Source organism: Cryobacterium sp. MP_M3 (genome assembly GCF_015752155.1).
In the GTDB taxonomy this organism is placed as follows: domain Bacteria; phylum Actinomycetota; class Actinomycetes; order Actinomycetales; family Microbacteriaceae; genus Cryobacterium.
On sequence record NZ_JADOVI010000001.1, the window covers coordinates 60,532 to 75,762 of the forward strand.

The 15,231-nt window shown below is 71.8% G+C and carries 14 protein-coding genes; 5 read left to right on the top strand and 9 right to left on the bottom strand.

The features are described from left to right. Nucleotides 1-22: 22 nt before the first annotated feature. Complete coding sequence (locus tag IWX89_RS00225; RefSeq protein WP_196901597.1) at nt 23-838, bottom strand: alpha/beta fold hydrolase; 816 nt, start codon at nt 836-838, stop codon at nt 23-25. Nucleotides 839-922: 84 nt separating this feature from the next. Here IWX89_RS00225 and IWX89_RS00230 point away from each other — a divergent pair, with 84 nt between their 5' ends. Continuing rightward, nucleotides 923-1,852, top strand: a complete 930-nt coding sequence (locus IWX89_RS00230) for an AEC family transporter (RefSeq protein WP_196901598.1) — start codon at nt 923-925, stop codon at nt 1,850-1,852. Nucleotides 1,853-2,024: 172 nt separating this feature from the next. On the opposite strand, the gene IWX89_RS00235 is transcribed toward IWX89_RS00230, so the two are convergent. After that, a complete protein-coding gene (locus tag IWX89_RS00235; RefSeq protein ID WP_196901599.1) occupies nt 2,025-2,660 on the bottom strand; it encodes an antibiotic biosynthesis monooxygenase in 636 nt (211 codons plus the stop codon). Between the two features lie 78 nt (nt 2,661-2,738). Continuing rightward, nucleotides 2,739-3,575, bottom strand: coding sequence for an exodeoxyribonuclease III (locus tag IWX89_RS00240; protein ID WP_196901600.1), 837 nt, complete (start codon nt 3,573-3,575; stop codon nt 2,739-2,741). 101 nt (nt 3,576-3,676) lie between these two features. On the opposite strand from IWX89_RS00240, the gene IWX89_RS00245 reads away from it, so the two are divergent. Genes IWX89_RS00245 through cofC form a run of 4 tightly spaced genes read left to right on the top strand, consistent with a single transcriptional unit; the run spans nt 3,677 to nt 7,126 of the window. Continuing rightward, complete coding sequence (locus tag IWX89_RS00245; RefSeq protein WP_196901601.1) at nt 3,677-4,678, top strand: TIGR03557 family F420-dependent LLM class oxidoreductase; 1,002 nt, start codon at nt 3,677-3,679, stop codon at nt 4,676-4,678. Between the two features lie 20 nt (nt 4,679-4,698). Then, nucleotides 4,699-5,556: a coenzyme F420-0:L-glutamate ligase gene (locus tag IWX89_RS00250; RefSeq protein ID WP_196902080.1), complete on the top strand. Its 858-nt coding sequence runs from the start codon at nt 4,699-4,701 to the stop codon at nt 5,554-5,556. Between the two features lie 44 nt (nt 5,557-5,600). Next, nucleotides 5,601-6,380: an alpha/beta fold hydrolase gene (locus tag IWX89_RS00255; RefSeq protein WP_196901602.1), complete on the top strand. Its 780-nt coding sequence runs from the start codon at nt 5,601-5,603 to the stop codon at nt 6,378-6,380. Nucleotides 6,381-6,421: 41 nt separating this feature from the next. Continuing rightward, the gene (gene cofC, locus IWX89_RS00260) at nt 6,422-7,126 is read left to right on the top strand and encodes a 2-phospho-L-lactate guanylyltransferase (RefSeq protein WP_196901603.1); all 705 of its coding nucleotides are present in this window, start codon (nt 6,422-6,424) and stop codon (nt 7,124-7,126) included. Nucleotides 7,127-7,333: 207 nt separating this feature from the next. Here cofC and IWX89_RS00265 read toward each other — a convergent pair whose 3' ends face one another. The 6 genes from IWX89_RS00265 to IWX89_RS00290 all read right to left on the bottom strand — a co-directional run bounded on the left by IWX89_RS00265 (nt 7,334) and on the right by IWX89_RS00290 (nt 15,053). Further along, entirely contained in the window at nt 7,334-9,427 is a 2,094-nt protein-coding gene (locus IWX89_RS00265) for a fructose-specific PTS transporter subunit EIIC (RefSeq protein ID WP_196901604.1), read from the bottom strand. Nucleotides 9,428-9,534: 107 nt separating this feature from the next. Then, the gene (gene cofD / locus IWX89_RS00270; protein ID WP_196901605.1) at nt 9,535-10,545 is read right to left on the bottom strand and encodes a 2-phospho-L-lactate transferase; all 1,011 of its coding nucleotides are present in this window, start codon (nt 10,543-10,545) and stop codon (nt 9,535-9,537) included. After that, the gene (locus tag IWX89_RS00275) at nt 10,542-11,342 is read right to left on the bottom strand and encodes an ABC transporter ATP-binding protein (protein ID WP_196901606.1); all 801 of its coding nucleotides are present in this window, start codon (nt 11,340-11,342) and stop codon (nt 10,542-10,544) included. Before IWX89_RS00275 ends, cofD begins: the two co-directional genes overlap by 4 nt. Further along, entirely contained in the window at nt 11,333-12,403 is a 1,071-nt protein-coding gene (locus tag IWX89_RS00280; RefSeq protein WP_196901607.1) for a putative F420-0 ABC transporter permease subunit, read from the bottom strand. Before IWX89_RS00280 ends, IWX89_RS00275 begins: the two co-directional genes overlap by 10 nt. Nucleotides 12,404-12,415: 12 nt before the next feature. After that, nucleotides 12,416-13,435: a putative F420-0 ABC transporter substrate-binding protein gene (locus IWX89_RS00285; protein WP_196901608.1), complete on the bottom strand. Its 1,020-nt coding sequence runs from the start codon at nt 13,433-13,435 to the stop codon at nt 12,416-12,418. Between the two features lie 229 nt (nt 13,436-13,664). After that, entirely contained in the window at nt 13,665-15,053 is a 1,389-nt protein-coding gene (locus tag IWX89_RS00290) for a PLP-dependent aminotransferase family protein (protein ID WP_196901609.1), read from the bottom strand. Between the last annotated feature and the right edge of the window lie 178 nt (nt 15,054-15,231).

Sequence of the window (15,231 nt, forward strand, 5' to 3'; positions counted from 1 at the left end):
ACCGCAGCGCCGACTGGCCGCGTTACAGTTCGTTCTCGGCCAGCCAGGCCAGGAGCACCCGTTCGAACTCCGCCGGCCGCTCCACGCTGGGAAGGTGGGCGGTGTTCCGGAACGTGCAGCCGGTGACCTGCGGCAGGGTCGACAGCAGGTATTCGTATTGCGCCAGCGCGGGGGTGATGTCGAATTCACCGACCGTGACCAGTGCGGGCACCTCGATGTCGACCACCCGGTTGCTCGCCGGCGGCTCCAGCGGGATGGGGAGCGGATTCTCCTCGGCGTGCACCACGTTCACCCGGTTGAGGGCGTAGGCCGTGGACAGGAACTCGGGGTCGAGGTCGGCTTCGGTGCGGAGCGGCCCGATCGCCCAGAGCGCGACCTCGAGCCGGGCCAGGCGGTGCCAGTCCTTCGCGTCGAACGCCAGGTCGAGTTCGTCGAAGAGGGCGTCCTCCGCTTCGGTCAGTTCCACCTCCGGGAAACCGCTGGGGCCAGAGCCGATCGTGACGAGCCCGGTCACCCGGTCGGGGTGTTCCAGGGCCAGGTCGATGGCGATCGAGCCGCCGCGGGAGCAGCCGATCAGGGTGGCCGCCGCCACCCCGAGATGGTCGAGCACGGCGACGGCGTCGGCGCGGTTGGAGAACGCGACATCCTCGGTGCTGGTCTGGCCGAAGCCGCGGCTGTCGAAACGGATGACGAAGTGGCCGGCCGCCAGCGCGGCGATCTGCGGGTCCCACATCCGGAGATTCGCAATGCCGGCGTGCAGCAGCAGCAGGGCGGGCGCCGAGGCATGCCCGTCGGTCTCGTAGTACAGCGATGCGCCTGGAACGGTGAGATGGGGCATGGCTCGAGCGTAGGCGGGCGGCTTCTCCGGCCGCAAGGACCCGGGCGACTATTCGATCGGCGACCGCCCCGTAGGCTCGGTCGCATGGGTGGTGTGCTGGTGGGGTTCTCGATCATCGGTTTCGTGATCCTGGTCGGCTACCTGATCGGGCGATTCGAAGTTGCCGGCCCGGGCGCGCAGCGGGTGCTCAACCGGGTCGCCTTCTTCGTGGCCACTCCGGCACTGCTGTTCACGGTGCTCTCGCACGCGGATGCCCGGGTGCTGTTCTCCTCATTCCTCCTGACCAGCCTCTGCAGCGTTGTGGTCGGCGCCGGCCTGTATCTCGTGGTGTCCCGGTTGTTCTTCCACACTCCGGTCGCCGAGACCGTGCTGGGCGCGGCGTCGTCGGGCTACGTCAACGCGAACAACATCGGCCTGCCGGTGGCCAGCTACGTGCTCGGCAGCGCCCGTTTCGTCGCCCCGATCCTCCTGCTCCAGCTGCTCGTGCTCGCCCCGCTCATCCTCGCCGTGCTCGACGTGTCCACCAGCGGGCGGATGTCCGTGCGCGCCATTCTGACCCAGCCGTTGCGCAACCCGATGATCATCGCCTCCGCCGCCGGACTGCTGGTCTCACTCTCGGGGGCACGGCTGCCGGCCCCTGTGCTGGCGCCGCTGGAGCTTCTCGGCGGTGCGGCGATTCCGATGGTGCTGCTCGCGTTCGGGATGTCGCTGCACGGGGAGCGCCTGCTGAAGGCCGGCCCCGCCCGGACCCGGGTCGTGGTGGCCGCCGTGATCAAGGTGGCCGTGGTGCCCCTGGTCGCTTACCTGTTCGGCCGCTTCGTGTTCGCGCTCGACGCCGCGGAGTTGTTCGGGGTTGTCACCATCTCGGCGCTGCCCACCGCGCAGAACATCTACAACTTCGCCGCCCGGTACGACCGCGGCGTCGCCGCGACGCGGGACACCGTGCTGGTCACGACCCTGGCCTCGGTACCGGCCCTGCTGCTGATCGCGGCGCTGCTGGCTCCGTCACGCTGAATGAGCGTGTTCCGAATTCAGGAGAACAGCCCGGGGTCGGGGCCGCGGCGGGCATCCGTCGCACTGTTCCGGGTTTCACACCTGAATTCGGAACGCTTCAGACGCTCGGGTGGGGACGAGGGGTCCGTGCAGCCATCGGTCCGGGACCGGGCTTCCTGCAGTGGAGTGCGCATCAGCGGGCAGCGGGCGTGGGCTTTCGACGCGTCAGCCAGGGCCGCAGCATCCGGGTGACCCAGGGCATCACCAGGAAGGTCATGGTCGGGGCCATCACGAGTGTCGTCACCAGGATCTTGGGCAGGATGTCCACGTCGTGCCAGCCGGGGATCAGCCAGGTCGCGAGCAGGGTGAAGGCCAGGTTCGACGGGAGGAAGCCCAGCCCGATGCTCACGGCCTGCTTCCACCGCGGCGGCTGGAAGGATGGCGCAGTGTCGGCGTCGTCATCGTCGGAGGCAGGGGCGTCGAACCAGCCCTCGATGCCGGTGCGCTTCTCCACCCGGGCGTCGAGGATGAGATCGTGGCCGTCGATCAGCCAGTGCGCCCGCTCCTCGGAGCCCTCCCAGGCATCCAGCAGCTCGGAGTTCGCGAAGCGGTAGAGCATGTGCCAGCTCAGCGAATCCGCGGTGGCGCGTACCCAGCCGGAGCCGAGGAACCCGGGGAAGCTGCTGGCGAGGTCCATCCCCTGTTGGGCCCAGTGGGTGGCGTCCTGGATGCGGGTGGGCTCGACCCGGCGGGTGACGGACACGGTGACGGAGGACGCGGGCCGCGCTTGTGGCGCTCCGGCGGCGTTCCCCGGGGGCACGGAAGACATGGTTCCAGTATCGCCGCTGCGTGCGCCGCCGCCGTTGCCGTCTCGTTTCCGGCTCGTTGCGGGCGGCGGGGAGGTCGCCTAGAAGATCATCGGGCGGTCGTCGCCCTCGCCGTCGAGGGCCAGCTCCACCACGACGGGAACATGGTCGCTGGGCGCGTCGCCCTTACGTTCGTTGCGGTGGATGCTCGCCCCGGTGACCAGGTCGGCGAACGACGGCGAGCCGAGGATGAAGTCGATCCGCAGGCCCTCGTTGCGCGGGAAACGCAGCTGCTTGTAGTCCCAGTAGGTGAAGCCCTCCGGCACCAGCGGTCGCACCACGTCGTGCAGCCCCGCGCCTTCGAAGGCTTCGAAAGCGGCGCGCTCCGGCGGCGAAATGTGCGTGGAGACCCCGGGGACCAGGGTGGGGTCACCCACGTCACTGTCCAGCGGGGCGACGTTCCAGTCGCCCATCAGGGCCAGGGCGAGGTGCGGATTCGCGGCGAGTTCCTGTCGCGCGTGCTCCTCGAGCCGGGCCAGCCAGTCCAGCTTGTAGGCGTAGTGCGGGTCGTCGAGGGACCGCCCGTTCGGCACGTACAGGCTCCACAGGCGCAGGTCGCCGACGGTGGCGCCGAGCGCGCGCGCCTCGAGCGGCAGGCCGGGACCCTCCTCGCCCTTCTGAAAACCGGGCATCCCGGGGAAGGCGGTGGCGACATCCGTCAGCTCGTGACGGCTCGCGAACGCGACCCCGTTCCACTGGCTCAGGCCGTGGATCGCCAGCTCGTAGCCGGCCTCCTCGAACTGGCGGGCCGGGAACTGCTCCGGCTTGCACTTGATCTCCTGCATCGCGAGCACGTCGATGTCCTCGCGAACCATCCAGTCGACCACCCGGTCGACGCGGGCTCGGATCGAATTGACGTTCCAGGTGGCGATGCGCATGCCCCCCAGCCTATTTGACGGACACCGCGCCGCCCGGGACGGGGATACTCGGAGACAGCAATGGCAGGATTGACGCACGACCAGAAGGCAGGGGTGGACCCATGACGGATTTGCAGATCGGCTACGCGGCGATGCTGGAGCAGTTCGCGCCGGCGGAGGCCGTTGCACTCTCGGCCTACGCAGAGGAACACGGCTTCACCGGCGTGATGGCGGCGGACCACTTCCAGCCGTGGGTGCCCGCCCAGGGCCAGTCGTCGTTCGTCTGGAGCGTGCTCGCCGCGGTCGCCGAGCGCACGAAGGGCGACTTCGGCCCCGGCGTCACCGCGCCCACCTTCCGCTGGCACCCGGCGATGGTCGCGCAGGCCTCGGCCACGCTCGCGTCGATGTACCCGGGAAGGCACTGGCTCGGCCTCGGCTCCGGCGAGGCCCTCAACGAGCACATCGTCGGCGGCTACTGGCCGGAGGCCCCCGAACGCATCAACCGCATGTTCGAGGCAATCGAGATCATCTCGAAGCTGTTCACCGCGTCGATCGCCGGCAAGGACGTCAAGCACTCCGGCCAGTTCTTCAAGCTGGAGTCGACCCGGCTCTGGACCATGCCGGAGGTCGCGCCCGAGATCCTCGTCGCGACCGCCGGGCCGGTCACCGCCAAGCGCGCAGGGCGGCATGCCGACGGCCTGATCACGGTCGGCGCCCCGCTGGAGAAGATCTCGATGCTGTTCGGCAAGTTCGACGACGGCGCCCGCGACGCCGGCAAGGACCCGTCGACCATGCCCAAGGTGCTGCAACTGCACATGAGCTGGGCCGAGACCGACGAGGAGGCGATGACGAACGCGCTGCACGAGTGGCCGAACGGCGGGATGAAGTTCCCGAAGGGGGACATCCGTTCACCTTTCGAGTTCGAGCAGATGGCGAAGCTGGTGCGCCCGGAGGACTTCGAGGGACGGATGATCATCTCGGCCGACCCCGACGACCACCGCGCCTACATCCAGAAGTTCGTCGACCTCGGCTTCGACCGGATCTACCTGCACAATGTGGGGCGCAACCAGCGCCAGTGGATCGACGTGTTCGGCGCCTCCGTGCTGCCGAAGCTCGTGCGGTAGTGGTGCCCGACCCCACCGGGATGCACATCTTCGTGCTCGCGGGCATCGGCGAGGTGCGGGCCGGTGACGACCTCGCCGCGCTCATCCTCGCCGCCGCCGAGTCGCCGGACGCCGGCCTGGCCGACGGTGACATCCTCGCTGTGACCAGCAAAATCGTGTCCAAGGCCGAGGGGCGTCAGGTCGCCGCGACCGACCGGGAGCAGGCGATCACCGACGAGACCGTGCGCGTCGTCGCGACCCGCGTCTACCCGGGCGGGGTCACCCGCATCGTCGAGAACCGGCAGGGGCTCGTGATGGCCGCGGCCGGCGTCGACGCGAGCAACACCCCCGACGACACGGTGCTGCTGCTGCCCGTCGACCCGGATGCCTCCGCCCGGGCGCTCTGCGCCACCCTCCGCGCGCGCACCGGGCTGCGGCTCGGCGTGCTGATCACCGACACGGTCGGCCGCCCGTGGCGGGAGGGCCAGACCGACATCGCGATCGGCGCGGCCGGGGTGGCGGTGCTCGACGACCTGCGCGGCACGACGGATGCCTCCGGCCGGCAACTCGACGTCACCGTCGCCGCCGTCGCCGACGAGATCGCCGGCGCGGCCGACCTCGTCAAGGGCAAGACCAGCGGCAACCCGGTCGCCGTCGTGCGCGGGCTCGGCCGCCTGGTCGATGCCCGGGTCCCCGGGGACACGGCCGTGCGGGATGCCGCGCGCGGCGCATCCGCGCTGCTGCGCCCGAGTGAGAACGACATGTTCCGGCTGGGCACGGCGGAGGCCCTCGCGGAGGGCTACGCCGCGGGATACGCCGCCGGTGTCGCCGCCGGTGGTCTCGCCCCGTTCGGTTCGACGGGGACGCCCGCGGAGGATCCGGGCTCGATGCCCGGCTGATCCCGCAGGTTGTCGCGACGCCGGAGGTGCGTTAGCGTGCGGGCATGCAGACCCAGGTCGGCGAGGTGATGGTCCATTCCGTGGAGCGCGGGGACGGTCGACCCGTGCTGGTGTTCCACGGCGCGGGCGTCGACCACCGCGAGGCCGAGGCGTGTTTCGAGCCGGCCCTCGGCGCCGCGGCAGGGCTGCGGCGGATCTATCCCGACCTCCCCGGCATGGGCCGGACCAGGGCGCCCGCAACGATGCGCAGCGCGGATGACGTGCTGGACACGCTGCTCGGTTTCGCGGGCGCCGTCTCGGGCGGGTCGCCGTACCTTCTCATCGGGCACTCGGCGGGTGCGTACTTCGCGCAGGCGATGGCGGCGAGGCACCCGGCGCAGGTGGGCGGGCTCGCACTCGTCTGCCCGCTGCTGCCAGGACTCGGCGAGGTCCCGGAGCACCGGGTCGCGGTCGCAACGGGGGTGTTCGGTGACGAGGCCTTCCGGAGCTACTTCGTGATCCACACCCCGGAGATGCTCGACCGGTACGACCGGTACGTCGCGCCGGCCGCGGCTCTCGTTGACGAGGCGGCGCTCGAACGCATCGGAGGACGGTGGGAGCTCACCCCCGATCACGCGCCGGTCTACCCCGGCCCGACGCTGGTCGTGGCCGGCCGGCTGGATTCGACGGTGGGGTATGCCGCCGCCGCCGACCTCGTCCATCACTACCCGCATGCCTCGCTGGCCGTTCTGGACGACGCCGGACACGCGCTGCCCCACGAGCAGCCGGCCCTCCTGCGCGCCCTCGTCGCCGAATGGCTCGCCCGGGTTGAGCGCTCGGGTTGAGCGCTCGGGCCGACCCGACCCGCGACGGTAAACTTCGGGGCATGGAAACGGGGCAGTCGGCGCAGTGGGTGGCCGTCGTCCCGGTGAAGGGAAACCCGGGCGCGAAGAGCCGGCTCGGCGACCGGCCCGACCGGCCCCGGCTGGCGGATGCCTTCGCCCTCGACACGGTCGGGGCGGTGCTGGCGGCGCGCGGCGTCGACCGGGTCCTGGTGGTCACCGCCGATGCCGGCCTCGCCGCGCGCCTCGCCGCCCTCGGGGCGGAGATCGTGCCCGAGGACGTGCCCGCGAAGGAGGCGGCCGCCCGGGAGGGGGCCGGCGAGAGTGCCCGGCCACCGGCCGACCCGATGAACGCGGCGATCCGGCTGGGACTGACCGCGGCGAGCACCCGGTTCCCGCGGGCGAACCAGCTGGTACTGACCGGGGACCTCCCCGCCCTCACGCCCGCCGACATCGAGCATGCCCTCGCGCTCGCCGCCGGACACCAGCGATCCATGGTGTCCGACGCCGCCGGAACCGGAACGACCACCCTGCTCGCGCTCGCCGGGGTGCCGGTCGATCCCCGGTTCGGGCCGGGCTCCCGGGCGGCGCACGAGGCCGCCGGGCACGTGCCGCTGGAGATCCCGCCGGCCACCGGCATCCGCAGCGACGTCGACACCGCCGCCGACCTGCTCGTCGCGGAGCGCCTCGGGCTCGGGGCGCACACGCGCCTCCTCCGTGCCGGGGACCCGGCTTCGATCGGGCGCTGACGCAGGGCGCCTGCTCCGGGCGCTGACGCTTCGGGATGGAGTTTTTCGCGACACGCGGTGTTTCCGGGCGCGGATCGCGGCGCGGCGCGAGATTCACCGCTGTGAGCAGACCCGGCCTGCGCGCGGCGCGCGGCGCAGCGCGCGGCGGGCGGCGGGCGGATGCCGGCCGCGTCGGCGCGCGGCGGCATCCGCCCGGGGCGGTCGGGCTCAGATCCCGGCGGGGACCGTCTTCTTCGCACCGACCTGCCCGGCCAGCGCCTCGAGCACGTCCGTGGGGGTCGCGGCGGCCTGGAGGGCGGCCCGGAAGGCGGGTTTCATCAGGGCGCGGGACAGCTGCGCGAGCACGGTGAGGTGCTCGGTGCCGGCCGCCGCCTCCGGAACGGCGATCATGAAGACCAGGGTGGCCGGGGAGCCGTCGGTCGAATTCCAGTCGATGCCGTTCCTGCTGCGGGCGAAGGCGAGCACCGGGGCGGTGACCCCGTCGGACTTGGCGTGGGGGATCGCGATGCCGTCGCCGATGCCCGTCGTGCCGTGTTCCTCGCGGGCGAAGGCCGCCTGGATGACGAGAGCCTCGTCGGTGACCCGGCCGGTCGTGCTCATCAGGCCGGCGAGGCTGCGGATCAGCGTGTCCCGGTCGGTCTCGTCAACGTCGAGCACGATCGTACGTTCGTCGATGTAATCGAGCACCGTCTTCTTCGCCGGGGGCATGGTCGCCGAAACGGACTCGAGCTCGGCCGAGCGGTCCGGGCCGGTGGCAGGGGAGACCGGACCGGAGGCATCCGCAACAGACACCGCAGCAGACGCAGGCGCGGTCGCCGAAGCGTGGCGGGCCGCCGTGCGCGCGGAAATGCCGAGCAGCAGCACCGACACGAGGGCGGTGACGACGGCGCCGGTCAGCAGCGCCGCAAAGTACATCGGCACCCCGGAGACGGCGCCGAAAACGGCGACGATCGGGCCGCCGTGCGGCACGGAGTCGGTGACGCCGAACAGGGCGGCGATGCCGCCGGCCACGGCGCCGCCGATCATGTTCGCCGGGATGACCTGCAGCGGCTTGGCGGCCGCGAGCGGGATGGCACCCTCGGTGATGCCGAAGAAGCCCATGAACAGGGCGGCGATGCCGGCCTCACGCTCGGGCTTGGAGAAGTAGCGGCCGCGGATCAGCGTGGCCAGGCCCATCCCGAGCGGCGGAACGGCGATCGCGGCGGCGACCATGCCCATCGGGGCGGGGTTGCCGGCCGCGATCAGGGCGCCGCCGAACAGGAACGCGGTCTTGTTGATCGGGCCGCCCATGTCGAAGGCGACCATGGCGCCGAGGATCAGGCCGAGCACGATCACGCTGCCGCCCTGCAGGCCGGTGAGGAACGTGGTCATGCTGGAGAAGACCCAGCTGATCGGCTGGCCGAGGGCGAGCACGAAGGCGCCGCCGACGATCACGGTAGTGAGCACCGGGATCACGAGGATCGGCATGATCGGCCGGATGAAGCGGTGCACGGGGATCTTCTTGATGCCGAGGGCGACGAAGCCGACCAGGAAACCGGTGATGATGCCGCCGATGAAGCCGGCGCCGGACTCGGAGTTGTAGAACGCGCCGGTGGTGGCGATCCAGCCGCAGATCATGCCCGGCGCGAGCCCGGGCCGGTCGGCGATCGCGTAGGCGATGAACCCGGAGAGGATCGGCACCATCAGGGTGAAGCCGAGCACGCCGATCTGGTTGATCGTCAGCCAGAAGCTGCCCTCGGGGATGACGAGCCCCTTCGGGGTCGCCTCGCCGCCCAGGGAGAGCGAGATCGCGATGAGCAGCCCGCCGACCACGACGAACGGGATCATGTAGGAGACGCCGTTCATCAGGGCGCGATACAGGGTGCCCCCGAAGTCCGCCCTGCCGGCGCTCGCGGTTCCGGAATCCCGGCCGTCACCGGCGGCGGACGGCACTGCGGCGGACGGCTCGGCGGCGAGGGCGTCCCTGATCAGGGCGGCAGGGTGATGGATGCCGTCGGCCACCCTGGCGGACACGATCCGCTTGCCCGTGAAGCGCGAGCGGTCGATCTTGGTGTCCGCGGCGATCACCACGGCGTCCGCACGATCGATGTCGTCCTGGCTGAAGGTGCCCTCCACGCCGACCGAGCCGTGCGTCTCGACCTTCATCTCGTAGCCGAGCTCCGCCGCCGCGCTCTCCAGCTTCTCCGCTGCCATGTAGGTGTGCGCGATGCCGGTTGGGCATGCCGTGATCCCGAGGATCAGGAGCCTCGGTGGGGCCGGGGGCGCGTCGGCGAGAAGTGCGGGCGTGACGGGTTCGGGCATGGCTGGGTGGTCCTTCCGGGGCGAGGCCGACCGGAATCTCCGCGAACACCACAGCCCAATTTCATAAGCTTAACTAAGCTTATCACCCCCGAAAGAGGGCCTGGCGATCAGGTGCTCCGACCGCCCGGGCGAACGGAGCGGCCGAGGTCCAGGGCGGCCGCCGCGATCCGTGCGGTCGACGCCACGTCACGCATCCAGAGCGGCACGGCCGCCGAGCGGACGCCGGCGGCCGCCAGCACGGGCAGCGCCGCGGCATCCGTCACGTCCACCAGCCAGGCGTCGAGCACGCCCCCCGAGCCGCGGGAGCCGTAGTGCAGTGCCACGGCCTCGGCCGCGGTCTCGACGCCGATCGTGCGCAGGCACGCGTCGGCCATACCCCGCACGGCCGAGCCGGCGATGATCGGCGACACGCCGACGACCGGCGCCGCGGTTGTCTGGAGCGCCTCGCGGATGCCCGGAACGGCGAGGATCGTGCCCACCGAGACGACCGGGTTCGACGGCGGCAGGATGACCAGGTCGGCCTCCGTGAGGGCGGCGAGCACCCCGGGCGCGGGGGCGGCGTGCGGGAGCCCGACCTGCACGAACTCGGTGACCTCCACCTGGGAGCGGTAGCGCACCCACCACTCCTCGAAGTGGATCAGGTCGCCGGCCTCGTGCTCGTCGATCGCCGCGTCGAGCCGCACGTGGGTCTCCACGGGCTGGTCGCTCATCGGCAGCAGCCGGGCGCCCGGCTGCCAGCGCCGGCAGAGGAACTCGGTCGCCTCACTCAGGGTGGCCCCGCCGCGGAGCAGGTCGCTGCGCACGATGTGGGTGGCCAGGTCGAGGTCGCCGAGGGTGAACCAGGACCAGCCACGCCCGTAGGCGGCGATCTCGGCCGAGGTTCGGCGGGTCTCCTCCGGCCGGCCCCAGCCCTGTTCCTCGTTGATGCCGCCGCCGAGCGTGTACATCACGGTGTCGAGGTCGGGGCAGATGCGCAGGCCGTCGAGCCACATGTCGTCGCCGGTGTTCACGATCACGGTCACCGCCGTCTCAGGGGCGGTCGTGGCGAGGTGGTGCAGCAGGCCGCGGGTGAAGCGGGCGCCGCCGATTCCGCCGGCGAGCACGGTGATGTTCTTCATGCGGGGCCTGTTTCCTGGTCGAGGCTTGAACTGGGGGAGAACACGATGACCGGATGCCCGCCCCGGGGATGCGCGACGATGTCGCAGTCCACCCCGTAGACCTCGGCGATGGTCTCGGGCACGAGCACCTCGGCGGGGGTTCCGGCAGCGACGAGCCGCCCGCGGTGCAGCAGGAGGATCCGGTCGCAGTACGCGGCCGCGAGGTTGAGGTCGTGCAGGGCCATGATCGCGGTCAGCCCGAGCGAGCGAACCTGGCCGAGCAGGCCGAGCTGGGCGCTCACGTCGAGGTGGTTGGTGGGCTCGTCCAGCAGCAGCAGGCTCGGCCGCTGCGCGAGCGCCCGGGCGATCTGCACCCGCTGCTGCTCCCCGCCGCTGAGGGTGTGCCAGCGCCGCGCGGCCAGCGCGCCGCCGCCGACCATGGCGAGCGATTCCTCGGCCACCCGGTGGTCGTCGTCGCCGCCGAAGTCGCCGAACAGCCGGCTCCGGTGCGGGATCCGGCCGAGCAGCACGACCTCGCGCACCGACAGGTCGACGCTCGGCGCCGCGCTCTGCTCGAGCAGGGCCACCCGCCGCGCCGTCTCCCGTCGGGTGAGGCCGTGCAGGGCGGTGCCGTCGAGTTCGACCTCGCCGCCCGCCGGGGTGTCGAGGCCGGCGATCAGCCGGAGCAGGGTGGACTTGCCGGCGCCATTGGGGCCGAGCAGGCCGGTCACCGAGCCGGTCGCCAGCTGCGCCGAGACGTCGTCGAGGATGGTCGTGCCGCCGATCCGGAACGACACCCGGTCGAGTTTCACGCCCATGCCGCGGCCCTCCGGCTCTTGATCAGCACGATGAAGACGGGCACCCCGATGAGCGCGGTGATGATGCCGACGGGCAGTTCACGCGGGTCGAAGACGGTGCGGGCGAGGGTGTCGGCCACGACGAGGAAGAGCGCGCCGAAGATCACGGTCAGCGGCAGCAGCCGACGGTGGCCCGGCCCGCTCAGCCCGCGCACGAGGTGCGGCAGGATCAGCCCGACGAAACCGATCGCGCCGCTCACGGCGACCATGGCCCCGGTGAGCAGGGCGACCGCGCCGAGCAGCGCCCACCGGGTGGCGTTGACGTTGATGCCGAGGGAGGCTGCGGCCGTGTCGCCGAACGCGAACGCGTCCAGCCGGGTGGCCGAGAGCACGATCCCGGTGCCCACGACCACGAGCGCGCTGCCGGAGATGAGCACGCTGGTCCAGGAGCTGCCGGCCAGGGAGCCCAGCAGCCAGTTGAGGATCTCCCGGTAGGAGTCGCCCTTGGCCGACCAGAAGATGACGAAGGATGTCCCGGCCGCGCCGAGCTGGGCGATCGCGAGTCCGGAGAGCACCGCCCGGCCAGGGGTGATCGTGCCGCCGACCCTGGCGATGCTCAGGGTGGCGACCAGGGCGGCCAGTGCGCCGAGGAACGCCGCGGCCGGCAGGGCGAAGGCGACGCCGAGGATGACGACGCAGACCGCGCCGAGCGACGCCCCGCTGGACAGGCCGAGCAGGTAGGGGTCGGCGAGCGGGTTGCGGGTGACGCTCTGCATGACGGCCCCGGAGAGCGCGAGCCCCGCGCCGACCGCGGCCGCGGTCAGCACTCGCGGCAGGCGCAGCTGCCAGACGATGGAGTCGGTCAGCGGCGGGACATCCGTCATTCCGGGCAGGCCCAGGTGGCGGCCGACGCTCGCGAGCACGTCGGAAAGCCCCACGTCGGCCGGGCCGACGGCGACGGCCGCGGTGCAGACGAGCAGCAGCGCCAGCACCGACGCCGCGACGAGGCCGAGGTAGCGCCCGCGCGCCGCCGCCCGTCCGCCGTCCGTCCGCTCGCCCGCCGTCACGGTGTCCCCTGTCATGCGGTCTCCCGGCTACTTGGACTTCTGCTTGTCGAGCGCGGCCAGCTGGTCGATGGCCGACCCGGCGGCCTCCACGTTGCGGATGCCGGCCTCGGTGGCCGCGAACGGCAGCACGATGTAGCGCTTGTTCTTCACCGCATCCAGCCCCTGGGTCGCCGGGTTCGACTCGAGCGTGGCGATCTTCGACGCCGCGGTGTTCCAGGTGGCGTCGACGAGCACGATCACGCTCGGGTTCGCGGCGATGACGGATTCCCAGCCCACCGAGGTCCAGGTGTCGTGCACGTCGGCGAACACATTGGTCAGGCCGGCGGCCTTCATGATCATGGCGGGCGAGCCGATCCCGGCGCCGACGTAGGGGCTGTCGGTGCCGCTGGAATACCAGAGTGCCGTGGTCTTCGCATCGGCGGGGGCAAGGGCGGCCAGCGCCTTCTCCTGCGTCTTCACGAGCTTGTCCGCGGCATCCGCCCGGCCGAAGATGGCGCCGGCCTCGGCGATCTCCGCGAACACGGAGTCGAACGTCAGCGGGTCGGGCATGTAACCGGCGCCCTTGCACGCGGCGGGGGAGACGTAGCTGCCGATGCCGAGGCCCTCCAGCTGGCCGCGCTCGCCGACGCCGTCGGCCGTGAAGTTGGACTCCCAGCCGCCGTAGACGAAGTCGGGCGTGAGGTCCAGCACGGCCTCCTGGCCGGGCACGAAGTCGCTGACCACGTTGAGGCCCTTCCCGGCCGCGGCCAGGGATGCCGGCAGCGGGCCGTCGAGGAACGCCGAGCCGACGATGCGGTCGCCGAGGCCGAGCGCGAGCAGCAGCTCGGTGGTGGACGACTTGATCGTCACGACGCGCTGGGGCGCCGCGGCCACGGTCACGGCGGTGCCGCAGTTGTCGAGCGTGACGGGGTACCCCGCCGGGGCTTCGGTCGCGCCGCTCCCGGGGGTCGCCCCGCCCGCGGCGCCGCCGGCTCCGGCGCATCCGCCCAGCATCAGGGCGACGGATGCCGCGCCCGCGACGGAAAGGAGAATACTTCGACGGTTCATGACAACCTCACGTGGGGAAAACCGCCCGCTCTCTTCCGCGAGAGTGCACTTTTCGCCCTCAGGGAAGTGCTGAAGGGGCGAAAACTGCACTCTCGCGGCCAGGGGGGGGCGGCGGAGCGGGGGGAGCCGCGGGGCGCGGCAAGGGTGGGGAGTGAATGTGTGTGGGGACCTGCCGCCCAAGTCAGGGTTGGCACGACCGGTCAGAGCCAACCGGCGGTCTGGATCCAGCCTAGGCCCATCTCGTTTCGGGCGGGCGCGCACCGGGAGCGGGGAGGAGCGGGCCGGGTCCCGGGCGGCGCACCACCGCGGCGAGGGCCCGCGCGACCTCCGTCACGTCGCCGTCGAGCGCCCCGACGGTCACCCGGATGAACGCCTCCGGGCGGTCCTCGGCCAGGAACGGCGCGCCCCCGGCCACCCGGATGCCAGACGCCGCCAACTGCACGATGGCATCCCGTTCGTCGACCACCGGAAGCCAGGTGTTGATGCCGTCCGCCTGCCCGGTCGGCCAGCCGAGCCCGGTCAGGGCGTCGGCCAGGGCCTTCTGCCGCGCGAAGTAGATCCGCCTGGCCTCACCGATCTGGGCGATGCTGTCGCCGTGCGTGAGCAGGTCGTGCAGGATCGACTGCAGCATCCGGCTCGTCCAGCCGGGCCCGAGCATCCGTCTGGCCACGATCCGGTCCACGAGCGCCGCCGGGCCACCGAGGGCGGCGATGCGCAGGTCGGGGTCGTGCGACTTCGAGTAGCTGCGCACGTGCAGCACCCGGCCGGGCAGCCAGCGGCCGAGGCTCACGTCGGGGGCCACGCTGATCTCGCCGGAGTGGTCGTCCTCGATCACGACGGTCTGCGCGTTGCGCTGGTGCACGCCGAGCAGCCTCGCCAGTTCCTCGGCCCGCGCGGGCGGCATCGACGCCCCGGTCGGGTTGTGCGCGCGCGGCTGCAGGATGACCGCGACCGGCGACTGCGCGAGGGCGGCGGCGAAGGCGGCCGGCACGATCCCGTGCTCGTCGACCGGCACGGGCAGGCGTTCGATGCCGACCTGGTCCAGGAGGTCGAAGAACGGGGGGAAGCCCGGGTCCTCCACGATGACCCGGTCGCCGAACCGGGCCACCGCGTCGAGGCTGCGGGAGATGGCGTCGAGGGCGCCGTCGACGACCGTGATCGACTCGGCCGGGAACGGCCAGGATGCCCGCAGCACCGCGAGGAGCTCCGGGATCACCGGCAGCTCCTGGTAGACGACGGTGGCGGCCCGCTGGGACACCCGGGAGAGCGCCGGGCCGAGATCGGGCAGGAGCTGCGGGTCGGGCGTTCCCCGGGACAGGTCGATCCTGGCCTCGCGGTGGTAGCCGGCCATCGACTGGCTGCGGGCCGGCAGCCAGCGCGGCGCCGCCTCGAGCACGAAGGTGCCGCTGCGGCCGCGGGAGACGATCAGGCCCACCGCGGAGAGCGCCTGCCAGGCGTGGCTGACCGTCGCCGGGCTCACCGCCAGGGCCGCCGCCAGTGCGCGCACGGTGGGCAGCCGGTCGCCGGGGGCGAGCCGGCCCGAGCTGATCAGGCGGCCGAGCGCGGCCGCGATCCCGGCGGGAGTGCGGTGCTCGACCTCGTCGATAACGGTTTGCATGACCCCTTGCCTCCGGCTGGTTTGGACGACAGGATGATTAACGCGTGCGTCACACACAGAAACAGAACTGAAATGTTTACGTCGAAGAATAACAAACACGGACAACGCAGTCCGATTCGACTCAACTGATTCGGCGATGCGACTCCCGGCCACAGGGCCAGCTCAGCGCCGAGCTCGA